Raw genomic sequence first — 23,758 nt, forward strand, 5'->3', positions numbered from 1 at the left:
GGAAGTATAATAGGAGAATTGGACTTTTAGGTGTACCATTTCGAGGAGGAACCTTGGTGATCAAATATCGCTTACATAATGGCTTGAGAGTCGTCATGGAACAAATCCCTACATTTCGATCGGTAACATTCGGAATTTGGGTAAAGACAGGCTCGCGTAATGAGTCGCAAACGGATAATGGTATTTCACATTTCATTGAGCATATGCTGTTCAAAGGCACGGAACGTCATTCGGCGAAAGATATTGCGGAGATTTTTGATGGCATTGGCGGAAATGTAAATGCCTTCACATCCAAAGAATACACGTGCTATTATGCCAAAGTGCTGGATGAACATCTGCCTTTAGCGATGGATGTACTATCGGATATGTTTTTCAATTCGACTTTTGATGAAGGTGAGTTAGAAAAAGAGAAGAATGTCATTTATGAAGAAATTTCAATGTACGAAGATACGCCTGATGATCTTGTTCATGACTTGTTAGCGAAAGCATCTTATGGCACTCATGCGCTGGGATATACGATTCTAGGAACGCAAGATAATTTGTCCAAAATGAAATCTGATGATCTGCGTTCTTACTTGAAGCAAAATTATAATACGGAGAACACTGTACTTAGTATTGCTGGGAATATTGATGATAGTGTGAAAGAATTGATTGAAAAGCATTTCGGCGAGTTTTCACAGTCTGGTGTTGAAACGAGCTATGATGCGCCAGATTTCCTTAGCGAGTTGATTTTCCATGCAAAGAAAACAGAACAAAATCATATTTGTTTGTCGTTACCTGGATTATCGCTTCAGGAGGAAAATCTGTATCCGATGGTATTGTTGAATAATGCCATTGGCGGAGGCATGAGTTCAAGACTCTTCCAAGAAATTCGGGAGAAACGCGGATTAGCCTATTCGGTGTATTCGTATCATTCCTCACATATTGATAGCGGGATGTTTACGATCTATACGGGAACAGCCCCCAAACAGACGGAAGAAGTGCTGAAAGTGACGATGGAGCTGCTTCATGACATTGCTGTTAATGGCATGACAGATTCTGAGTTGAAGAAGGGGAAAGAGCAGTTGAAAGGAAGCTTGATTCTTAGCTTAGAAAGCACGAGCAGTCGGATGAACCGTTTTGGTAAAAATGAATTGATGACAGGCAAGCATTACAGCTTGGACGAAATGATCGCACGCATTGAAAGTGTGAATATGGAACATATTCGGCAATTGACGAAAACGCTGTTCTCGACACCTTTTGCTTTGTCCATGGTTGGAAATGCGGATGATGTAATTAGCGGCTTCAGGAGGGATCAGCTTGTCTCGCTTTGATTTTGAAGTTCAAATGAAACGCATGGTGGGTCAGGAAGACATCCTGTTACCGCAGAAAATGTCCGAAGCTGCCAGTGGCTTTGATTTGCATGCTGCTGTTAATGAACCAGTCGTGCTTGCACCTGGTGAGCGTCAATTGATTCCTACAGGCTTCGCGCTTAGCATGCCGCCAGAACTTGAAGCACAGATTCGCCCAAGAAGCGGGCTTGCTTTTAAACATGGCATTACAACGCTTAATTCACCAGGGACCATCGATGCAGATTACCGCGGTGAGGTTAAAGTATTACTGATTAATCATGGGCAAGAGCCATTCGTCATTCAGCGAAATGAACGGATCGCTCAGATGGTTTTCCAACTTGTTCCACAAATTCAATTGAACATAGTTAGTGAGTTGTCAGAAACTGTGCGCGGATCTGGTGGTTTTGGCCATACAGGGCGGTAAGTCTGACGGTTACATAACAGGTACAAGAAAGAACCTCTTCTTAGGAAGGGGTTCTTTCTTGTTTTCGAGGATGCAAAGTCGGAAGTCACCCATCCTTAGGCGAACGCATACTATAACTTATCGAAACGGACCGAGGAAGGGGTGTAAGCAAGAATGCTTACTGGGATTTCGGTTGCTATTATGGGGGGAGACGCCCGGCAACTAGAAGTAATTCAGAAATTTACTGAGCTAGACGCTACCGTTATATTACTCGGATTTGACAATCTCGGGAGGCAATTTCACGGTGTTACGAATGTGAAACTAGAACCGGAATTGTTTCAACATGTGGATGCACTTATTTTGCCAGTTGTAGGTACGGATGAGACAGGACAAGTGGAATCAATATTCTCAAGCGAAGAAATGATTCTGACGGATGAACACATATCTTCTCTGCCGAAGCATGCCAAGGTGTATACCGGTATGGCGAAGAGCTACTTGAAGAAGCTCGTTTTGGCACATGGGATTGAACTTGTGGAGCTGCTAGATCGTGATGACATTGCTATTTATAATTCGATTCCAACTGCAGAGGGTGCGCTTATGATGGCCATCCAGAACACCGATATTACAATTCATGGATCCGTTTGTATGGTTTTGGGTTTTGGTCGAACAGGGTTTACAATGGCCAAAACCTTGCAAGGATTAGGGGCAACCGTTAAGGTTGGCGTCAGGAAGCCGGAGCATTATGCAAGGGCGTGGGAGATGGGTTTTCAGCCTTTTTATACGAAGGATCTGTACCCGGAAGTGGGGAATATTGACTTGCTTTTTAACACAATTCCGACTATGATAGTCACAGCGCAAGTTATTACCAATATCCCACATCGCGCGCTTATTATCGATTTAGCTTCCAAACCCGGCGGAACCGATTTTCGATTTGCCGAGAAGAGAGGCATTAAAGCGATGCTAGCGCCCGGTTTACCTGGAATCGTCGCCCCCAAAACAGCTGGCCGAATTATGGCTAACACATTAAGTCAGCTGATCGAGGAAGACTTCAAAGACAGGAGCGATGTGGAATGAATTGGCAAGGGAAAACAGTCGGTTATGCATTAACCGGTTCTCACTGTACACTTGAAGAGGTCATGCCTCAAATTAAGAGATTCGTAGATGCGGGTGCTCGGGTTATTCCGATTGTATCGAATACAATTATGACGACCGACACACGATTCGGTAAGTCAGCCGATTGGCAGCAAATGCTGAAGGATATTACGGGGAATAAGATTATTTCTACGATTGTAGATGCAGAACCGCTAGGTCCATCCAAGCTATTGGATGTGATGGTAATTGCTCCTTGTACGGGTAATACAACTAGTAAACTAGCAAATGCAATGACGGAAAGTCCCGTTCTTATGGCAGCTAAAGCACAAATGAGAAACTTGAGACCGCTAGTATTAGCGATTTCAACGAATGATGGTTTGGGTTTAAATGCGATGAATATTGCGAAACTGTTGATAACGAAGAATATTTATTTTGTACCCTATGGTCAAGATGCGCCGGGAGCTAAACCAAATTCGCTGGTGGCTCGGATGGACTTGATTATGGAAGCTTGTGAAGCTGCCCTTGAAGGTAAACAATTGCAGCCTATGATTATTGAGAGATTTCAATACTAACTTATAGATAACAACTTGAGGGGGAGAGACCAGCATATGTCCAACCAGAAGCTATTCAACGTTGCAGTTGTAGGTGCTACAGGCGCCGTTGGCGAACAAATCATCCGTCTATTAGAAGAACGGAATTTCCCCATCAAGGAATTGAAATTACTTTCTTCCGCTCGCTCTGCAGGGGTAAAGCTTTCATTTAAAGGTCAGGAAGTTGTCGTGCAAGAAGCAACTCCTGAAAGCTTTCAAGGCGTTGAAATTGCGCTATTCAGTGCTGGTGGCGATGTTACGAAAGCATTGGCTCCGCATGCGGTAGAAGCAGGTGCGATTTGTATTGATAATACAAGTGCGTATCGGATGGACCCAGAAACACCACTTGTTGTTCCTGAAGTAAATGTTGAGAAAATCAATGAACATAAAGGGATTATCGCGAACCCGAACTGCTCCACCATTCAAATGGTTGCAGCGCTTAAGCCGCTTTATGACCGTTTTGGTATTTCCCGCATTATCGTTTCAACCTATCAGGCCGTTTCCGGTGCTGGCGCTAAGGCAATTAATGAAATGCTTAGACAGTCCAAAGAAGTACTAGCAGGTAATGAGGCGAACCCGGATATTCTACCAGTCGGTTCCTTGCCAGTTAAGCACCAAATCGCTTTCAATGCGATTCCGCAAATCGATAAATTCCTTGACAATGGATTTACGAATGAAGAAATGAAAATGATTCTTGAAACGAAGAAAATTATGGGCGATGAGTCCATTGAAGTTACTGCTACATGCGTGCGTATTCCTGTTGTTTACGGACACTCGGAATCCGTTTATGTAGAATTGAAAGAAGATTTTGATATTGAAGAAGTGAAAACTCTGCTTGCAAATGCGCCTGGCATTGTCCTGGTTGACAATCCGGCAGAACAACAGTACCCACTTGCTACAGATGCTGCAGGTAAGCTCGAAACTTTCGTTGGGCGTGTACGCCGCGATTTGAGTAACCCTAAAGCGCTTAACATGTGGATTGTTTCAGATAATTTGTTAAAAGGTGCTGCTTGGAATGCAGTGCAAATTGCTGAATATATTGCTATAGAGCAATAATCAGCATACTGCTTACTTGTAGCAGTGAAAATGGGGGAAACTCATGCGAATTCTTGTACAAAAATTCGGAGGTACTTCGCTTTCCACCGCACAAGCTAGAGAACACGTTATTGGACATATTCAAGATGCACTAATCCAACATTATAAATTAGTTGTTGTTGTATCTGCGATGGGAAGAAAAGGGGAACCCTATGCGACTGACACGCTCCTAGACCTTGTTCGTAAGAACGGGGAAGGGCTGCCCGCGCGGGAACTCGATATGTTAATGGGCTGCGGTGAATTAATATCTGCAGTACTTTTGTGCAGTTTATTACACAAAACAGGTATTCGTGCTACAGTTTTGACTGGTGGGCAAGCTGGTCTGATCACGAATGAGAATCATGGCAATGCTCAGATCATTGCGATGAAGCCCAATCGGATCCTTGAATTGTTAGAACAGGACCAAGTTGTCATAGTTACAGGGTTTCAAGGGAAAACGAGTTCTGATGAGTTGACAACGCTGGGCCGCGGTGGCAGTGACACATCAGCAACTGCTCTTGGCGCTGCAGTCAAAGCAGAAATTGTGGATATCTTCACGGATGTAAATGGTATTTTGACAGCGGATCCAAGAATCGTTGAAGACGCTAAACCGTTACAGCGCGTGAGTTTTAGTGAGATATGCAATATGGCCCATAATGGTGCAAAAGTCATTCATCCGCGAGCAGTCGAAGTTGCTATGCAAGCGAATATCCCGATTCGCGTGAGGTCAACCTTCACCAAAGAAGAAGGTACGCTTGTCACGGCTTCTGACAACACGTTATCAGAAGTTAACCATGTTAAAGATCGCTTTGTTACAGGGATTGCTCATTTTACGAATATTACACAGATTCAGGTCGCAGCCGTAGATGGAGAATTCGATCTTCAGCTACGTGTATTCAAAACAATGGCCCAGCATCAGATTAGTGTAGATTTTATTAACGTGAATCCTTCAGGCGTGGTATATACCGTCTTCGATCACGAAGCAGAACGTGCAGTTCAATTACTCAAGGTGCAGGGCTACGAGCCAAAGTTCACGAGCGGCTGTGCGAAGGTTTCCGTGATTGGTGGCGGAATGAATGGTGTACCTGGCATTATGGCACACATTGTTGAAGCGTTGACCGTGGAAGATATTCGAATTCTGCAATCTGCGGATTCGAACACTACCATTTGGGTTCTTGTACAAGGTGTGGATATGATCAAGTCCGTTCGAGCACTTCATCGAAAATTTAATTTATATAAATAAAAATGTGTAAATCAGGAGGCGTACCAGTGAGTTTTGGAAGAGTAGTCACAGCAATGGTTACACCATTTGACGAGCAGTTACAGGTCAATTGGGATCAAGTAGAGCCCCTAATTAATTATTTAATTGAAGAACAACATTCGGACGGTCTCGTGATTTGTGGGACGACAGGGGAGTCGCCGACATTATCAGAAGATGAGAAGCTGAGACTTATTGAGCTTTCCGTTCGAGTTGCGGCTGGTCGTTGCAAGATCATTGCAGGTACTGGAAGTAACGACACCGAGCATACAATCGCTTTTTCACGTAAAGTTGAGCAACTTGGTGTTGATGCTTTACTGCTTGTTACACCTTATTACAATCGTCCGTCACAGGAAGGGTTGTACCAGCATTTTAAAGCGATCGCTGAGGCTGTTAAGGCGCCAGTCATGCTCTATAATGTACCAGGTCGAGCAGGTGTTAATTTGGATGCCGACACAACGATTCGTCTTTCTCAGATTCCGAATATAGTCGCAACCAAAGATTGCTCGAATACGGATCAGATGACGCGGATTCTGACGCATGCTGCTCCTAATTTCCTCGTCTATAGTGGTGATGATAGTAATACTTTGCCAGCTTTAGCTATTGGTTGCGAAGGAATTATCAGTGTTGCGAGTCATGTGATTGGAAAAGAAATGAAAACTATGATAAAGTATTATCTAGAAGGCAACATTCAGCAAGCTGCAGAGCTTCATCGTAAGCTTCATCCTGTATTTACTGGTATTTTTTGTGCACCGAGCCCTGCGCCAATTAAGCATGCTCTGGCTCTCAAGGGCATTGAAACAGGCGGCGTTCGACTTCCATTAGTTCGTGTATCCGAGCAAGAGGGACAATTCATTCAATCACTTTTTGTATGATCAGGCCTAATGAATCGGTGCTTCCGGCATCGGTTTTCTTTTTTTGGGAAATCTAGACGTATTCAGTATTAACTTGTATTTGCTGTTTTTTTTCATGTATAATGGTTGCAAGTGACTAGTTCGGTTTTTTCATTTAAAATTCGTCGTCCAATCTATGAAGGAGGTATATTCTTGTCCAAAAAAAATATTGATAAACTTTTGATCTTCGCTCTTGGCGGCGTGGGCGAAATCGGAAAAAATATGTATTGCGTTCAGTATGCGAACGATATTATCGTCATTGACAGTGGTTTGAAATTTCCTGAGGAGGACATGCTCGGAATTGACATTGTCATCCCAGATATTGGTTACTTAACGGAGAATCGGGATAAAGTACGCGGAATTATCATCACTCACGGCCATGAAGATCACATTGGTGGCTTACCTTACGTGCTTAAGCACCTTAATGTTCCCCTCTACGCAACGAAGTTAACGATGGGACTTATCGAAGCTAAGTTGAAGGAAGCGAACTTGCTCGGAACGACGAACCGAATTCTAATCAATTCGGAATCCGTTCTTCCCCTGGGCGTACTTACGGCAACATTCTTTAAAACCAATCATAGTATTCCGGATTCTGTGGGTGTCGCACTTGATACGCCAGAAGGTGTTGTTGTCCATACGGGAGACTTTAAGTTTGATCAAACTCCAGTTAATGAACAATATGCAGATTTGCATCGTATGGCTGAGATCGGAAAGAAAGGCGTTCTTGCCTTGCTTTCAGACAGTACGAATGCAGAACGTCCAGGCTACACAGGCTCAGAGCGTGGTGTAGGTATTGAGATTGAAGAAGTGTTCCGTAAAGCGAAGCAAAGAGTTGTCATTGCGACTTTTGCATCGAATATTCACCGTGTTCAACAGGTGTTTGATGCAGCTGCAGCAACGAATCGCAAAGTAACGGTTATTGGTCGCAGTATGGTGAACGTTGTTTCGATTGCTAGCGAATTAGGCTACCTGCACATTCCAGATGGCATGTTGATTGAGCCAGAGGAAGTTAATAAACTTGCAGCCGATCGTGTAGTTATTCTTTCCACGGGTAGTCAAGGCGAGCCAATGTCTGCTCTTACAAGAATGGCGCGTTCCACTCATCGTAAAATTGATATTTTACCAGGGGATACGGTCATTATTGCGGCAACTCCGATTCCAGGAAATGAGCGTTACGTAGGCAGAACAGTTGATGAACTCATGCGTATCGGTGCCCACGTGATTTACGGACCAGGATCAGTAACTGGTGTTCACGTTTCAGGTCACGGTAGTCAGGAAGAATTAAAGCTGATGCTGAACCTAATGAAGCCTAAATACTTTATTCCGATTCATGGCGAATACCGAATGCTGCGTCAACATGCCATTCTTGCCGAGTCTGTCGGCATTGCTAAAGAAGATATTTTTATGTGCGATATTGGGGACACGGTTGAAATTCAAAATGGTGCTGCACGCAAAGGATCAAAAGTTCAAAGCGGTAACATCCTAATTGATGGACTAGGTGTTGGGGATGTAGGCAATATCGTATTGCGTGACCGTAAATTACTGTCGCAAGATGGAATTCTAGTTGTCGTGGTTACACTTAGTAAACAAGATGGCAAAATTTTGTCAGGCCCAGATATTATTTCACGCGGATTTGTTTATGTTCGTGAATCCGAAGGACTTCTCGAAGAAGCCAATCGTATCGTAACAAATACGTTAACTAAACTTATGAATGAAAATGTAAATGAATGGGCATCTTTAAAAACTAATGTGAAAGATGTTCTCGGACGCTTTTTATATGAACAAACCAGAAGAAGACCAATGATTCTTCCTATCATTATGGAAGTTTAGGTACTCGAACAAGTCACTTGAGCCTATGCAAATAGTAAAGCTCTCTCCAATTGGAGGGAGCTTTTTCTTGTTACTGCCAAGTGAAGTATGCATGAATATATACAAATTTATTCATACTATGGGAGATATTGAACAACTTGTCTTTGCAGCATAATTTGAAAGGGGATTTTGGAGTGGCGTCAGCACCAGGCTCGAAGGAACAAGAACAGGGAACAGAGGAAACCAAGAAAAATGCCGTTCTCGAGAATATTCAACAATTAGGCCAAACCAACACAGTTTCTGGCGAATCGAATATTTTTTGTCTAACGATAATCGGGCAGGTAGAGGGTCATATCGTACTACCTCCTCAGAATAAAACAACCAAATATGAACACTTAATTCCGCAACTCGTAGCTGCTGAGCAGAATCCCAAAATTGAAGGGGTTATGATCATTTTAAACACAGTTGGCGGCGATGTGGAGGCGGGGCTTGCAATTGCCGAAATGATCTCGACATTATCGAAACCGACCATTGCTTTAGTTTTAGGAGGTGGACATAGTATCGGTGTTCCGATTGCGGTTTCAGCTGACTATTCGATCATCGCCGAAACCGCAACGATGACGATTCATCCGATTCGTATGAATGGTTTGGTCATTGGGGTGCCACAAACTTTTGAATATTTAGATAAAATGCAAGAGCGCGTCGTACGTTTTGTAACTAAGCATTCCAACGTTACCGAAGAGAAGTTTAAAGAGCTGATGTTTAAAACCGGTGAACTCACGAGAGATATCGGCACCACGGTGATTGGGATCGACGCGGTTAAATATGGATTAATCAATCAAGTTGGAGGTATAGGTGATGCCATCAAGGAGCTGAACAGCCGAATAGAAGCCAAGAAAACGACGAATTCTGGGGGGCTTGTTCAATGATCCATTATTCAGTGATTCCGATGGAAATCATATTTGAAGGATTCGATTCATTTGCTCCTCAATACGTAGATATCGAGCAGGATGGCTTCATGATGCAAATTGAACCTCTAAGCGGCTATCAAGCGCGTATTGTAAGGCTATACAGCTGCAATCCACAGGACTATTTGAATGAACAATATGCCCCAGGAAGCATTATTTCCTACCGTCCTCAGATCGAGACGATTTCAACTCGGTAAGTCGTGTTCTCTATCATCCCTCAAGTCAATTATGGTATAATGTGGACTTGGGGGTGACAATTTTGGCGAAACGCAGGAAAAAGACGAAGGCTGTAAAAACCAGCTTATTATTCGAGCTGTATGGAATCCTCATCTTGATTTTCTCTGTCATTGCTCTTGCACATCAAGGACATGTAGGGAATTCATTGATTTATTTGTTTCGTTTTTTTGTGGGAACTTGGTATTCACTCATACCTCTCATATTCATTTATGTGGCGCTGTATGCGATGATCAAACGAGCATGGCCGCAAATGGTGACTCCCAAGAAAGCGGGCATTTTATTATTCATTCTTGGATTATTAATCAAGAATCATATTGATTTATTCGCTCAGCTATACCCAAACAACGATTTTACGTCAGGGAAAGTGATTTCTTCAACCTGGTCTGCCATGCTAGAGGGGTTGCATCCAACGGAAGCTGGCAGGGCTTCATTAGAGCACGGCATTGGTGGAGGAATGGTAGGTGCATTTTTATACAGCATACTCTATTTCCTGTTTGATTATCTTGGTGCAAGATTAATCCAATATATGCTTTTTGTGATGGGTTTTATTCTAGCAACTGGTATTTCCTATGTGGATTTAGGTAACATCGTGAAGGGGCGTTTCAGCAATGTTGGGCAAAATTTCAAAGACAGAATGAAGGAATGGCTGCAGGACCGAGAAGGTCGTGGGCCGCAGACAGCTTCAGCTGGGAATGCACCGACTAAAGTGAAAAAGCCAGCCTATGTGCCTATCGATGATGAGTTTGATGAAGAGGTTTTCCAACCAGTGAAGAGGGCAAAGAAATCTCCTCTGTTCATGGAACTCCTTCGTCCAATCAAGGAGAGTCGCAAGAAGTCAGTTGCAAGAGATCGAGATGATATCGAGGACAACATGTCAGCTACAGAAGATGATGTAGTCCAAGAGGAAGTCGTTTACTCGAGTCCGGTACTAACAACGGATGAACCTATACATAATTCAGGTGATCAGCCTGGTGCGCCAATTATTCGTGATTTTCAAGAACAGGTTATTCAAGAAGCACAACAAGTGGTTAGACCGTCAGCAGTACCTACGCCTTTGGCAACAAATGTACAGACAGCGGCTACTACTGGGAATGACAATGAGAGTGAGCCGGTCACACTTGAGTTTCAAGAAGATACACCCGTTATTGTGTCACGTCCGTATGAGATCCCTTCGCTTGATTTATTAGCAAGACCTGCTTTAGGCAAGGGAAGTGAGATGGCGGATTATAAGGCTAATGCAAGAAAGCTTGAAGCGACATTAGAAAGTTTTGGTGTTCGAGCTAAGGTCTTAGAGGTAGTTAGAGGTCCTGCGGTTACACGATATGAAATTCAACCTGATGTTGGTGTGAAAGTCAGTAGAATTGTTTCGTTGACGGATGATATCGCACTTGCACTTGCAGCGAAGGATATCCGGATGGAAGCTCCGATCCCTGGTAAATCTGCGATTGGTATCGAAGTACCTAACTTGGAAGTTTCCATTGTTACGATGCGTGAAGTAATGGAAACTTCAGCTTTTCAGGAGTCTAGCTCACGTTTATCCGTTGTGCTTGGACGAGATATTTCTGGTCAACCGATTGTTGGCAATCTTGCAAGAATGCCGCATTTACTTGTTGCCGGTGCTACTGGATCAGGTAAATCTGTTTGTATCAACGGGATTATTACGAGTATCTTGTATAAAGCGAAGCCAAATGAAGTGAAATTCTTAATGATCGATCCGAAGATGGTTGAGCTGAACGTGTATAACGGTATCCCACATCTTTTAGCACCTGTCGTAACGGATCCGCGTCGTGCATCTTTAGCGCTCAAGAAAATCGTTGTCGAAATGGAGAAACGTTATGAGTTATTCTCCAAGAGCGGAACGCGGAATATTGAAGGCTATAATGCCCTGTTGACAGAGAGCGGTACATCAGCGCCTCTACCTTATTATGTTGTTATTGTAGATGAGTTGGCAGATCTAATGATGGTTGCGGCAAATGATGTCGAGGATTCGATTTGTCGACTTGCTCAGATGGCGCGGGCAGCAGGAATTCACTTAATTATTGCAACACAACGACCTTCTGTTGACGTCATCACCGGTGTTATCAAGGCCAATATCCCTTCCCGTATTGCATTCGGTGTTTCGTCGCAAGTGGATTCACGGACAATTTTGGATATGGTAGGAGCTGAGAAGCTGCTAGGTCGTGGAGATATGCTTTACTTGCCTGTAGGTGCATCCAAGCCAGTACGTGTTCAAGGGGCATTCCTCTCCGATGGTGAGGTGGAGCAGGTTGTCGGCTTCGTACGTACGCAAGAACAAGCAAACTATCGCGAGGAGCTAGTTCCACAGGTCGAGGAAATGCCAGAGCAGCAGAATGAATTTGAGGACGAGCTTTACGATCAAGCTGTTCAAATTGTGTTGGAAGCGAAACAAGCTTCGGTTTCACTGCTTCAACGGCGAATGAGAGTCGGCTACACACGTGCAGCCAGACTTGTAGATGCCATGGAGGCCAAGGGCGTTGTTGGTCCCTATGAAGGCAGTAAGCCGCGAGAAGTACTCCTCTCGCTTGAACAATATCATCATAATCGGATTAGCTCCTAATCCGGTCAGATTAACACTCTCCGATGGAGAGTGTTTTTATTTGTATAATCATTGACTCGCTTTCTCATAATAAGCAAGAAAAGGCTGTAATTTGAAAAGTGAGGTTGAGTAGGGGAATGAATAAACGACTAATCGTCATTACATTTTGTATCGTATTTGTCTTGGTAGTTTCCTTTCAATTGAAGGGAAGGTTAAACCCGCCGACGGAAGAAACGTTTAGCAAAAATGAAGTTCGATATGGCGCCACAGGTTCAGATGTGAATGAACTGCAGGGCAGATTGAAATTCATTGGCTTTTATAACGGCAGTATAGACGGCGATTATGGCTACAAGACATTAACAGCAGTGAAGCGATTCCAAGGTGAGTTTGGAATGAAGGTAGACGGCATTGTTGGACCGAAAACTAAGCTGAAACTCTGGGAAGCTACGAAAAGCTGGAAACCTTCAGCGCCAGAAACAGCCTCCAATAATCAAGGTGCTAACAATAAAGGTACAGGAACAGATTCTAAGCCCGCTAATCTAACTCCTTCCAATAATCTTGGTTATTCGGAGCAAGATATCAATTTAATGGCCAATGCCGTTAATGGAGAAGCGCGCGGGGAGCCGTTCATTGGACAAGTTGCTGTAGCGGCAGTTATCATAAACCGAGTGAAATCGGCGAGTTTTCCGAATACAGTTTCCGGTGTTATTTTCCAACCTGGTGCTTTCACAGCCGTAGCCGATGGTCAAATATGGTTAACACCGAATGAATCATCCAAAAAAGCCGTAAGGGATGCTTTGAATGGTTTGGATCCAACGGGTGGTTGTATTTATTACTTTAATCCCGAAACGGCAACGTCCAAATGGATTTGGACTAGAAAACAGATTAAAAAAATCGGTAAACACATTTTCTGTGTGTAATTTAGAGAAGGACAAGGAGAAGGAACCAGCATTGGTTGCTTCTCCTCTTCGTATAGGAATATAATGGATTTATTACACGGACATAGAAGGGAGACTGACCTTTGAAGCCTAATCAATTTGAGCGCAGCAGTTGGAAGCATATCCGAATGCATGTTCTGCCGACAGACCGTTTCAAAACATTTGCCATTTCCGTCTACATAGGCCGTCAGTTAGATGAGGAAACGGTCACAAGCACCGCGTTAACACCATTTATTCTCCGTAGAGGTACAGAATTGCGTCCTGAGACAAAGCAGTTCCGTGAGTATTTAGATGATTTATACGGCGCTGGATTTGGGTTTGATATTTATAAGCGTGGGGATTACCAAATCGTTCAATTAAGAATGGACATTATTAATGATCGTTTCGTGAAATCGGCGGATTCCTTACTGAAGCAGGGGCTTGAATTTGTGGGTGAAACGTTAACTCGTCCAGCTCTAGAAGATCAGCATTTTCGTACGAAATATGTGGATGCAGAAAAGCAAACACTTCGTAAACGAATTGAATCCGTCATCAATGATAAAATCCGCTATGCTGCAGAGCGTTGTATGGAAGAGATGTGCAGCGGGGAACCTTACCGTCTTCATCCATTAGGCAAAATTGAAGACCTCGACGGCATGAATGCGGAGAAGCTTTACGAACAATATAGAGAATGGCTCCAAACTTCACCAATGGACATTTATGTCGTTGGCAACACAACGCTTAGCGAGGTAGAAGAAATCGTGAAGCAATCGTTCGCTATCGAGCGTAATGCTGACGTAAGCTATGTCACTTCGGCGCCGCGAGGTGTAACAGGTGAAGTGAAAACGATCGTCGAACGGTTGGATGTTAACCAAGGCAAGTTGAATATGGGTCTGCGTACGAATATTTCGTACAGCGATGATCAATACCCGGTTGCACTCATGTACAATGGGGTCCTAGGCGGATATCCACATTCCAAATTATTTACCAATGTTCGGGAGAAAGCGAGTCTCGCGTACTATGCCTCATCTCGATTTGATGGGCATAAAGGTATTTTAACGATTCAGTCTGGTATTGAGATGGCCAACTATGAGAAAGCCGTTGATATCATACGTAAGCAACTTAAAGCATTGGAACAAGGAGAAATAACAGATATTGAATGGAGTCAAACAAGAGCTATGATTTCCAATCAATTACGTGAAATACAAGACTCTGCGTTTGAGTTGATTTCATTTGATTTTAATGCCATTTTATCAGGAAAAGAACGCTCAGTTGCGGGCTTGATCTCAGCTGTTGAACAAGTAGATATACCTGCCATCGCCGAAGCGGCGAAGAAGGTACAATTGGACACGATATACTTTTTACGGGATCAGAAGGGGGAGTAGACCATGCAGAGTATTCCATATCCACATCTCGGTGAAACCATTTATCATGAAAAGCTTGATAATGGGCTGCATGTGTTTGTGTTACCCAAAGAAGGTTTCCAGAAAACGTATGCTACCTTTACAACCCAATATGGCTCCATCGATAACCATTTCCAGGTTCATGGAAAAGAAGCAGTGCGAGTACCAGATGGTATTGCGCATTTCTTAGAGCACAAAATGTTTGAGGAGCCCGAAGGTGACATCTTCGCGACGTTTGCTACGAATGGTGCATCGGCCAATGCCTTTACAAGCTTTGATCGAACGGCTTATTTATTTTCCTCAACTAATCAGTACTTGGAAAACTTAACGACATTAATTAATTTCGTGCAAAATCCTTATTTTACAGATGAAAATGTAGAAAAAGAAAAAGGGATTATTGGGCAAGAAATTAAAATGTACGAGGATAATGCGGACTGGCGCAGTTATTATGGCTTGATCGAATCCCTGTATGCGAAGCATCCGATTCATATTGATATTGCGGGTACTGTAGCGTCTATTGCGGAAATTACCAAAGAGACGTTGTACGAGTGTTACAACACGTTTTATCATCCGAGCAACATGAGCTTATTCGTTGTTGGCGGCGTGGATCCACAAGAGGTTATTTCTCTGGTAAAAGAAAATCAAGCAGCGAAAACCTTTCCGCCGCAAGGGGATATCCAAAGGTTTTTCCCTGAAGAGCCCGTTGATGTCAAGGAAGCACGCAGGCTTATTTTACTACCAGTTTCGTTACCCAAATGTTTAATGGGCTTCAAGGAAACAGCCCCAGACATTACTGGCAAACCCTTATTAGTAAGAGAACTAACCACGAAATTAATGTTAGATATTTTATTTAGCTCCAGCTCGGATATTTATCAAACACTTTATGATGATCAGCTTATATCTGATAATTTCGGTCATGAATATAATTGCAGTGACGGCTATGCTTTCTCCATTGTTGGAGGGGATACCAAAGATCCAGACCAATTGATTGCAAGGATTCGTGAAGAGGTTGAAAAAAGAAAAGCGACTGGACTCGATGAGGTTACATTCGAACGCAGCAGGAAGAAAAAGATTGGCAGCTTCCTTCGAATGATGAATTCGCCTGAGTCGATTGCCAATGAGTACACGAAATATCGATTCAAAGGGATTGATCTCTTCGATATTTTGCCTGTCTATGAACAGTTGACTCTAGAAGATGTTAATCGTCGATTCCGTGAGCATTTTGATTGGAGTAAGCTCGCAGTGTCCATCGTACAGAGTCGTGAAAAGTCGTGAGTGTTGTAAAGCCATTTAGTGAACAGACCGTGCTTATTACGGGCGCAAGCAGAGGAATTGGAGCTGCCATAGCACAACGATTTGCCGCGGTAGGTATGCAGATTGTGATTCATTATCGCGATTCACATGAAGCAGCTAATGAAATAGCCCGCTCTTGCATGAAGCAAGGGTCGACTGTAATGACTGTATCTGCGGATATTCAATCCCATGATCAGATTCTCAAAATGCGAGATAAGCTGGAGCAGATGAATATGATACCAGATATCGTCGTTAATAATGCAGGTATCTCCCATTATGGGATGCTATCTGATGTGACAGAAGAAGATTGGGATCGTGTCATGAATGTCAACCTGAAGGGCTCCTTTCTTTGCACGCAGGCTTTCATGACGGCAATGGTTAAGCAAAAATATGGGCGTATTATCAACGTATCCTCGATTTGGGGGATTTCGGGCGCTTCTTGCGAAGTCTTATATTCGACTGCAAAAGGTGGCTTAAATGCCTTTACGAAGGCTCTAGCCAAAGAACTAGCTCCATCAGGTGTTACGGTTAATGCCGTGGCACCTGGAGCCGTTCAGACAGATATGATGGCTGGCTTTCAGTCAGAGGAGATCGATGCCATTACGAACGAAATACCCGTTGGGCGACTAGCGTCCCCACATGAGGTTGCATCACTAGTCTATTTTCTAGCTTTGCCTGAATCTGGGTACATTACGGGCCAAATCATCTCACCTAATGGCGGCTGGCTAACTTAATTGCAGGTCTTCTTGGCAACGAAGCCCACGCATAATTCTGTTTTGGGAAGTGCATATTACGTATGTAATGACCATTTCTCATAACTCGAAGGAGGCTTCTTACAATGGCTACTGTACTTAAGGTGTTCGACAAATGGAAAGAGTTTTTGGCTGAACGCGTGAGTCAGGCGGGACAAGCAGGGATGAATGATGAAACCATCTCCAAGCTCGCTTTTCAAATTGGGGAGTTTTTGGCAGACAAAGTAGATCCTCAAAATGAGCAAGAAAGAGTTCTCAAAGAGTTGTGGGACGCTGGCGATGATCAAGAAAAGCATACACTTGCCCGCCTGATGGTAAAATTAGTAGACAAAGGCTAATAACCGTTTTACAATTCAATAGGGTATGATGTGAAAGCCTCCTCTTTCGGAGGCTTTTGCATGCTTTATAAGCTGGAAAGGAATTATAATTGTATGCATAAGAATCGATTCTTACTTATTTTAATCCTATTAATATTTTTACTTGCTGGGTGCGGGAATCGTGGAATTCCAGTCATTAAACAAGAAGTGCTTAATCAGAAAATGTCCGTATTGATGATCTCGAGTGCAGGGTTAACGGCATCAGCGAAGGAAGCTCTAGGACAAACATTAAAGGGTTGGCGCGATGCAAACTCGATTGCGTTCGACTGGGTTAAAGATTTGAATGCATTGGATGAGAGCGTGGTTTCGACACTGAAAACGAAATCATATGATTACATATACGTTGTCGGCAATGAACTGTTCCCTTCAGCTAATGAGACGATTGCGTTAGGACTTTCATCGGGCAAATGGACATTTTTACAAAGTCAGCCTTTCCCAGAGGGCAGCACAATTGCTGTGAATGATCAGGCAGCCTTGCTCCAATTGGATACGCAACAGATGGAAACAATGAAAACCAAAGCGATTCAGGATCTCTTATTTCAAAATGCGATCATAGAATGGGTAACACAAAGCGATCGTCCAATTCCCTCCGCTTGGGCACCTTCAGAAGAAGCTGATCACATTGTATTGCTGAACAATAGCCAGTGGCTTCAGCAACTGACATTTCAAATACATCAACATCACGCTGCTTGGGTTATTTTCTATAGTCCTGTTGAAGAAGCGCAGCTTCAGAAAGTGAAATCGTTAGGTGTGTCAGTTATGGACTTTACGGGGACGTTAACCGCTGATCTCAATTGGAAACAAATTTTTGATAACCGGCTCGCAATGATGAAAACGCATGCTTGGCAAAAAGGGATCCAAAATTACAATTCGCAAGAGCTAAAAGAACTAAAGATGAAATAATGTCAGTTTATCTTGGTTTTAGAGAAGGAAAATGGCGGAATTTGTAGAAATTAATTAAATGGACATGAACTGTCTAGTTCATTTGTTGACAAGTGTGACAGAGATAATGATGAGGTGGAAGAATTGGACGTTAAAGAATGGTATATGGAATACAAAATTCACAAGAACCGTCCCGGTTTATTAGGTGATATAGCTTCTTTGATGGGGATGCTGGATATTAACATCGTGACGATTAATGGGGTTGAAGATCGTACGCGCGGTATGCTGCTTCAAACAAATGATGAAGAAAAAATTGATTTAATGGGTAAAATGTTGAGAAAAGTAGATAATATTACTATTACTGCTTTAAGACCCCCTAAATTAGTTGATATTCTGGCTGTTCGTCACGGCAGGTATATTGAACGCGATTCTGATGATCGCAAAACGTTTCGTTTTACACGAGACGAGCTAGGCTTATTAGTTGATTTTCTAGGTGAAATTTTCAAGCGTGAAGGAAACCAAGTCGTTGGACTTCGGGGTATGCCGCGAGTTGGTAAAACAGAGTCTATCATTGCCGGCAGTGTTTGCGCAAACAAACGTTGGACTTTCGTTTCCTCAACCTTATTGAGACAAACCGTTCGCAGCCAGCTTTCCGAGGATGAAATGGCCCCTAACAATGTGTATATCATTGACGGAATCGTTTCAACGATTCGTTCCAATGAGAAGCACTATAGTTTGTTACAAGATATTATGGGTCTGCCTTCAACAAAGGTTATCGAACATCCAGACATTTTTATTCGTGAATCGGAATACACCTATAATCACTTTGATTATATCATTGAGCTTCGGAATAGCCCGGATGAAGAAATTAATTATGATTCATTTACGTATACGTCCGAACCTTTTTGAGATTTCAAACGTCAATAACAGGATTCATAATTCCTTCGGGGAGGTGACCATATGTCTGACTTAGGCTATATTTTGCGCAAAACACGACAGGAAAAAAAGATATCGCTGGATGATCTTCAGGAAGTAACAAAGATACGCAAGCGCTATCTAGAAGCCATTGAAGAAGGAAACTACAAGGTGTTGCCGGGGAGTTTCTACGTAAGGGCTTTTATTAAAAGTTATGCGGAAGCATTGGGGCTTGATCCAAATGAAGTTCTGAATATGTATCAGTCTACGCTTCCTGCCCCAACGATAGAGAAGCCTGTTGTCGAAGCGATTCGCAAGAATAGATCAAGCGTTCGCAACACAGAAAAGATGAGCCGCTGGGCATCCAGCCTAATGTTTGTCTGTTTTATTTTGCTTATATTTGGGATCGTATACTACTATACATATAAGAATTATAAGGGAACACCTGCAGACGAGAAGCCGACGCAAACGCAATCGCCGCGGATAACGGATTCCACGAATCCGTCGCCGAGCTCATCTGTCAATGCTACGGGGGATGGTAAAGCTACGGTTCTTTCAACGCCAAGCCCTACACCAGCTCCGACACCAACGCCGCCAGCGGTTCAGGTTAAATTTAGCTCCAATGAAAAAGGTGTAGACAACTACATCATTACAGGAACTGCAAATTTAAATATTCAATTCAAGATAACCGGCTCTTGCTGGATTGCTGTTAATGCTTTAACTCCTGAGGGTGAGAAGGGAGCCTTGCTAAGACAGAAATTGTATAATGCCGGTGAAACCGATACGTTTGATCTAGCAACCTCAGCATTCTTGAATGTTGGCGCGGCTAGTGCGTTGCAGCTCATGGTCAATGGCACACTCGTTCCTGTTGGAGATACGCCGAATCCGAAGCGGGTACAACTCAATTTGCAAAAAAGCTAGCAATTTGGCAGTTCCTGCGCTTTCCCGGGTAATTAAAATAGCTTATTAGGAAATATTCGAAGCCCATTGGCGGTAGGATATTTCTTTTTTTTGGCGTTCTTGCTATAATGCTAATGTAATTTGATGGAAGGGATGTTGGGATGTAGATGAGTACAGAGAGTTCGTTTGATATTGTATCCAAAGTGGATATGCAGGAACTAAATAATGCGATTCAACAAGCGGAGAAAGAAATTTTGACCCGTTTTGATTTTAAAGGAAGTAAAAGCAGCATTAAATTGGATAAGGATCAGCTCGTTGTCACATCCGATGATGAGTTTAAGCTTCAAAATGTCCTTGATATTATGCATGCGAAAATGACGAAGCGCGGAATATCGATTAAGAATCTCGAATATTCCAAAGTAGAGCCAGCCGCTGGTTCCACGGTTAGACAGAAAATTAGCATGAAGCAAGGCGTCGATCAAGACAATTCCAAGAAAATTAATATATTGATTCGTGATTCAAAGCTGAAGGTAAAAACGCAAATTCAAGGAGATCAAATTCGCGTAACTGGTAAGAGTCGCGACGATTTACAAGCCGTCATTGCTCTGCTTCGGAAAGCAGATATTCCATTGGACTTGCAGTTTGTTAATATGAAATAATCAGGAAAATAAGGTTACAGTAAGGAAAACCCCCTGGATGCAGGGGGTTTTTACATTTTGACACCCCATTGGGCTTGTATTATACTGGTAGGGAGTGTTTTTTAGGACTATTGGAGGTTGTTTCTTTCATGACAGAAAAGGTTAAAGTAGTTACTCTCGGATGTGAGAAGAATTTAGTCGATTCCGAGATTATGTCAGGCTTAATTCATGGCCGTGGTTTTCAACTTGTAGAGAACAAGGAAGATGCCACAGTCATTATCGTGAACACTTGCGGGTTCATTGATGCTGCAAAAGAAGAATCCGTAAATACAATTTTGGATATGGCAGAGCTGAAGCAAACAGCGAATCTCAAGGCGCTTATCGTTTCGGGCTGTTTAACACAACGATACAAGAAGCAGTTAATGGATGAAATGCCAGAGATTGATGGCATTGTCGGTACGGGCGATTTTGATAAAATTAATCATATTGTTGATGAAGCGCTCAGAGGAAAGAAACCAGTTCTAGTAGGGAATCCGGTATTTAACTATGACGCGGATCTTCCTAGACTGATGACGACACCTCGTTATACAGCGTACGTGAAAATTGCGGAAGGCTGCGATAACGCTTGTACATTCTGCTCAATTCCAATTATGCGCGGCAGCTTCAAAAGTAGAAGTATGGAATCTATTGTTGCAGAAGTAGCCACCCTTGCTGCACAAGGGGTTAAAGAAATCAGCTTAATCGCTCAAGATTCTACGAACTATGGTACGGATCTATATGATAGCTTTATGCTTCCTACTTTGTTGAACAAAGTAAGTGAAGTTGAAGGTATTGAGTGGGTGCGTCTGCACTATGCATACCCAGGCTTCTTCAGTGATGAATTGATTGAAGTGATGGCAACTAATCCTAAAGTGTGCAAGTATATTGATATGCCGTTGCAGCATAGTGAAGATTCTATTCTTAAACGTATGCGTAGACCAGGACGCCAAAAGGATACTCGCGAGCTCGTTCGTAAAATTCGCGAATCTATTCCGGATGTTGCCCTTCGTACGTCTCTTATTGTTGGTTTCCCAGGCGAAACCGAACAAGATTTTGAGAATTTGAAACAATTTGTGAGAGATGTTCAATTTGATCGTCTTGGTGTATTTGCTTACTCCAAGGAAGATGATACGCCAGCAGCAAGACTGCCGGATCAAGTGCCGGATGATGTCAAAGAATACCGTGCCAATGCTATTATGGAAATTCAACGTGAAATTTCGAATATCCGCGGCGGTCGCCGTATTGGACAAGAAATTGACGTACTTATTGAAAGATACGATGGCAGAAGCGATGTTTATATCGGTCGTTCCCAATTCGACGCACCTGAAATTGATGGTGAAGTGTTCGTTTCGAATGCGAAATTGAACATTGGAGAGCTAGCCAAAGTTCGTATTACCCACTCCTATGAGTTTGACTTATCCGGGGAGGTAATTGCATGAACTTAGCTAACCGCATCACCGTAGCGAGAATTTTATTAGTACCTATCATCATGTTCTTTTTGTTGATTAAGGTGAAATTTCCTCAAATACGGATAGAGGAGTTTAGCATAACGTATAATCAAATTATTGCTGCTTTAATTTTTATTGTTGCTGCGAGTACAGATAGCTTAGATGGTTACATTGCAAGGAAACGTAATCTTGTCACGAATTTGGGCAAGCTATTGGATCCTTTGGCAGACAAGCTGCTTGTTACCGCTGTACTTGTTTCACTAGTAGAAATGGATAAAGTTGATGCATGGATCGTTATTGTTATTATTAGCAGAGAGTGGGCAGTTACTGGACTTCGTCAAATTGCGCTCTTAGAGGGTACTGTTATGGCGGCCAGCAAATGGGGTAAAGCGAAGACGGCGGCTCAGATTACAGCCATCATTGCACTGTTAATTAATAATTTTCCATTTACGTTTCTAGATTTCCCCTTTGATGTAATAGCTAGTTGGGCAGCAGCAATTATTACTGTTTATTCAGGTGTGGAGTATTTCGTCAAAAATAAGCATGTCATAGATTTTTCGGAAAAGTCATAATAGAGCGAAACTTACCTCTTAACGCAGTCGATCAATTGAGCGATCGCGTTAGAGGTTTTCTCATTTTAAGGAGGGTTCAGTAGATGAAAGCTGAAATCATCGCGGTTGGAACGGAATTGCTGCTAGGTCAAATTGTGAATACCAATGCGCAATTTTTATCGAGGGAGTGTGCTGCACAAGGGATTGATATTTACTTTCAAACTGTGGTCGGAGATAACGATCAGCGCCTGTTAGATAGCCTTAAATTAGCTGCATCACGAGCTGATGTAGTAATTTGTACTGGAGGGCTAGGGCCCACACTGGATGATTTGACCAAGGATGTATTAGCGGCGTTTACGGGGCGTAAATTGGTACTTCATGAGCCTTCTATGGAGGCTATTACATCACTGTTTGCTTCAAGAGGGATTCATATGGTGGAAAGCAATCGACGCCAAGCTCTAATGCTTGAAGACAGCGATCCCTTACATAATGATACAGGTTTGGCAGTCGGAAATGCGATCACGTTCGAAGGGACGCATTTTATACTTTTACCAGGTCCTCCTAAGGAAATGAAGCCGATGTTCACCAATTATGCTGTGCCTTGGCTTAAATTATTAATGACAAATGAAGTGCCGCTATATTCGAAAATGTTGAAGTTTGCAGGTATTGGAGAGTCCAATTTGGAGCATCAATTGTTGGATTTGATCCAAGCGCAATCTGACCCGACGATTGCCCCTTACGCAAAAGAGGGTGAAGTAACAATTCGCTTAACTACGCGTGCACATTCGGCTGTAGAAGGCGAGCAGAAATTACTTGCTACGGAAACTGAAATTACGAATCGGTTAGGGGAGTATTTTTACGCGGATCAAGACGTCCCTATTGAGACGATCGTTTTGCAGTTACTCTCAGCGAGCAAGAAAACACTTGCTGTGGCTGAGAGCTGTACAGGGGGCTTGCTCAGTGATTTAATAACGGCAGTGCCGGGCAGCTCTGAATCTTTCCTTGGCGGAATTATCGTGTACTCCAACACTTTAAAACATAAACTACTTGGTGTTCCGATGGATGTTTTAGAGGGAGAAGGTGCTCCAGGTGCTGTAAGCAGCGAAACAGCAGTCATTTTAGCCGAACAGCTGCTAGTTAGGACTGGTAGTGACTTTGGCATCTCGGTGACCGGTGTGGCGGGTCCAAGCCCGTCTGAAGGGAAGCCTGTGGGACTTGTCTATGTTGGATTGGCACAAAAGCAAGCGAAGACAGAGGTGTTTACTCTCCAACTATCAGGGAATAGAGAGTTTATCAAACAAAGAGCCGCTAAGCGTGCACTCTATCAATTGTGGAAACAGTTGAAAGAAAACTAGAAATCCTCTATAATCAGAAATAGTTAACGGAAGAACCGTAGCAAAGCGATAACTTTGTTACGGTTTTTTGTTTGTT

At 43.0% G+C, this 23,758-nt stretch carries 23 protein-coding genes; all 23 read left to right on the top strand.

The features are described 5' to 3' along the window. Positions 1-56: 56 nt before the first annotated feature. The 23 genes from AC58QC_RS10530 to AC58QC_RS10640 all read left to right on the top strand — a co-directional run bounded on the left by AC58QC_RS10530 (position 57) and on the right by AC58QC_RS10640 (position 23,682). Positions 57-1,313, top strand: coding sequence for a M16 family metallopeptidase (locus AC58QC_RS10530; protein WP_497415094.1), 1,257 nt, complete (start codon positions 57-59; stop codon positions 1,311-1,313). 13 nt (positions 1,314-1,326) lie between these two features. Beyond that, complete coding sequence (gene dut, locus AC58QC_RS10535; protein WP_497415172.1) at positions 1,327-1,755, top strand: dUTP diphosphatase; 429 nt, start codon at positions 1,327-1,329, stop codon at positions 1,753-1,755. A gap of 153 nt (positions 1,756-1,908) precedes the next feature. Further along, on the top strand, positions 1,909-2,808 hold the full coding sequence (gene dpsA / locus AC58QC_RS10540; protein ID WP_497264178.1) for a dipicolinate synthase subunit DpsA: 900 nt from the start codon (positions 1,909-1,911) through the stop codon (positions 2,806-2,808). Continuing rightward, a complete protein-coding gene (locus tag AC58QC_RS10545; protein ID WP_497415095.1) occupies positions 2,805-3,398 on the top strand; it encodes a dipicolinate synthase subunit B in 594 nt (197 codons plus the stop codon). Before dpsA ends, AC58QC_RS10545 begins: the two co-directional genes overlap by 4 nt. Positions 3,399-3,434: 36 nt before the next feature. Continuing rightward, positions 3,435-4,472, top strand: coding sequence for an aspartate-semialdehyde dehydrogenase (locus AC58QC_RS10550; protein WP_497415096.1), 1,038 nt, complete (start codon positions 3,435-3,437; stop codon positions 4,470-4,472). Positions 4,473-4,515: 43 nt separating this feature from the next. Then, the gene (gene dapG / locus AC58QC_RS10555) at positions 4,516-5,733 is read left to right on the top strand and encodes an aspartate kinase (RefSeq protein WP_497415097.1); all 1,218 of its coding nucleotides are present in this window, start codon (positions 4,516-4,518) and stop codon (positions 5,731-5,733) included. A gap of 26 nt (positions 5,734-5,759) precedes the next feature. Beyond that, on the top strand, positions 5,760-6,623 hold the full coding sequence (gene dapA / locus AC58QC_RS10560) for a 4-hydroxy-tetrahydrodipicolinate synthase (RefSeq protein ID WP_497415098.1): 864 nt from the start codon (positions 5,760-5,762) through the stop codon (positions 6,621-6,623). 171 nt (positions 6,624-6,794) lie between these two features. Beyond that, positions 6,795-8,471 (top strand): ribonuclease J, encoded by a 1,677-nt coding sequence (locus tag AC58QC_RS10565; RefSeq protein WP_497415099.1) that lies wholly within the window; start codon positions 6,795-6,797, stop codon positions 8,469-8,471. Between the two features lie 173 nt (positions 8,472-8,644). Further along, a complete protein-coding gene (locus AC58QC_RS10570; RefSeq protein WP_497415100.1) occupies positions 8,645-9,379 on the top strand; it encodes a ClpP family protease in 735 nt (244 codons plus the stop codon). Beyond that, positions 9,376-9,615, top strand: coding sequence for a YlzJ-like family protein (locus AC58QC_RS10575; RefSeq protein WP_497415101.1), 240 nt, complete (start codon positions 9,376-9,378; stop codon positions 9,613-9,615). The genes AC58QC_RS10570 and AC58QC_RS10575 overlap by 4 nt, the downstream gene beginning before the upstream one ends. Positions 9,616-9,677: 62 nt before the next feature. Further along, the gene (locus tag AC58QC_RS10580; RefSeq protein ID WP_497415102.1) at positions 9,678-12,233 is read left to right on the top strand and encodes a DNA translocase FtsK; all 2,556 of its coding nucleotides are present in this window, start codon (positions 9,678-9,680) and stop codon (positions 12,231-12,233) included. 116 nt (positions 12,234-12,349) lie between these two features. Beyond that, positions 12,350-13,132 (top strand): spore cortex-lytic enzyme, encoded by a 783-nt coding sequence (sleB, locus tag AC58QC_RS10585; RefSeq protein ID WP_497415103.1) that lies wholly within the window; start codon positions 12,350-12,352, stop codon positions 13,130-13,132. A gap of 101 nt (positions 13,133-13,233) precedes the next feature. Continuing rightward, positions 13,234-14,514, top strand: a complete 1,281-nt coding sequence (gene yfmF / locus AC58QC_RS10590; protein ID WP_497415104.1) for an EF-P 5-aminopentanol modification-associated protein YfmF — start codon at positions 13,234-13,236, stop codon at positions 14,512-14,514. A gap of 3 nt (positions 14,515-14,517) precedes the next feature. Then, a complete protein-coding gene (gene yfmH, locus AC58QC_RS10595; protein WP_497415105.1) occupies positions 14,518-15,807 on the top strand; it encodes an EF-P 5-aminopentanol modification-associated protein YfmH in 1,290 nt (429 codons plus the stop codon). After that, positions 15,804-16,559: an elongation factor P 5-aminopentanone reductase gene (gene ymfI, locus AC58QC_RS10600; protein ID WP_497415106.1), complete on the top strand. Its 756-nt coding sequence runs from the start codon at positions 15,804-15,806 to the stop codon at positions 16,557-16,559. The genes yfmH and ymfI overlap by 4 nt, the downstream gene beginning before the upstream one ends. A 104-nt stretch (positions 16,560-16,663) precedes the next feature. Then, a complete protein-coding gene (locus AC58QC_RS10605; RefSeq protein ID WP_497415107.1) occupies positions 16,664-16,915 on the top strand; it encodes a DUF3243 domain-containing protein in 252 nt (83 codons plus the stop codon). A gap of 93 nt (positions 16,916-17,008) precedes the next feature. Beyond that, the gene (locus AC58QC_RS10610) at positions 17,009-17,857 is read left to right on the top strand and encodes a hypothetical protein (protein ID WP_497415108.1); all 849 of its coding nucleotides are present in this window, start codon (positions 17,009-17,011) and stop codon (positions 17,855-17,857) included. A 144-nt stretch (positions 17,858-18,001) separates the two neighbouring features. Beyond that, positions 18,002-18,745 (top strand): DUF3388 domain-containing protein, encoded by a 744-nt coding sequence (locus AC58QC_RS10615; protein ID WP_376769543.1) that lies wholly within the window; start codon positions 18,002-18,004, stop codon positions 18,743-18,745. A gap of 51 nt (positions 18,746-18,796) precedes the next feature. Then, positions 18,797-19,672 carry a helix-turn-helix domain-containing protein gene (locus AC58QC_RS10620; protein ID WP_497415109.1) on the top strand — a complete coding sequence of 292 codons (876 nt, stop codon included), beginning with the start codon at positions 18,797-18,799 and terminating at the stop codon, positions 19,670-19,672. 146 nt (positions 19,673-19,818) lie between these two features. After that, complete coding sequence (locus AC58QC_RS10625) at positions 19,819-20,310, top strand: YajQ family cyclic di-GMP-binding protein (protein ID WP_065853810.1); 492 nt, start codon at positions 19,819-19,821, stop codon at positions 20,308-20,310. A gap of 128 nt (positions 20,311-20,438) precedes the next feature. Further along, positions 20,439-21,767: a 30S ribosomal protein S12 methylthiotransferase RimO gene (gene rimO, locus AC58QC_RS10630; RefSeq protein ID WP_497415110.1), complete on the top strand. Its 1,329-nt coding sequence runs from the start codon at positions 20,439-20,441 to the stop codon at positions 21,765-21,767. Next, complete coding sequence (gene pgsA / locus AC58QC_RS10635; protein WP_497415111.1) at positions 21,764-22,348, top strand: CDP-diacylglycerol--glycerol-3-phosphate 3-phosphatidyltransferase; 585 nt, start codon at positions 21,764-21,766, stop codon at positions 22,346-22,348. Before rimO ends, pgsA begins: the two co-directional genes overlap by 4 nt. An 83-nt stretch (positions 22,349-22,431) precedes the next feature. Beyond that, entirely contained in the window at positions 22,432-23,682 is a 1,251-nt protein-coding gene (locus AC58QC_RS10640) for a competence/damage-inducible protein A (RefSeq protein WP_497415112.1), read from the top strand. Positions 23,683-23,758 lie beyond the last annotated feature (76 nt).

The organism is Paenibacillus sp. J22P51, from assembly GCF_059692215.1.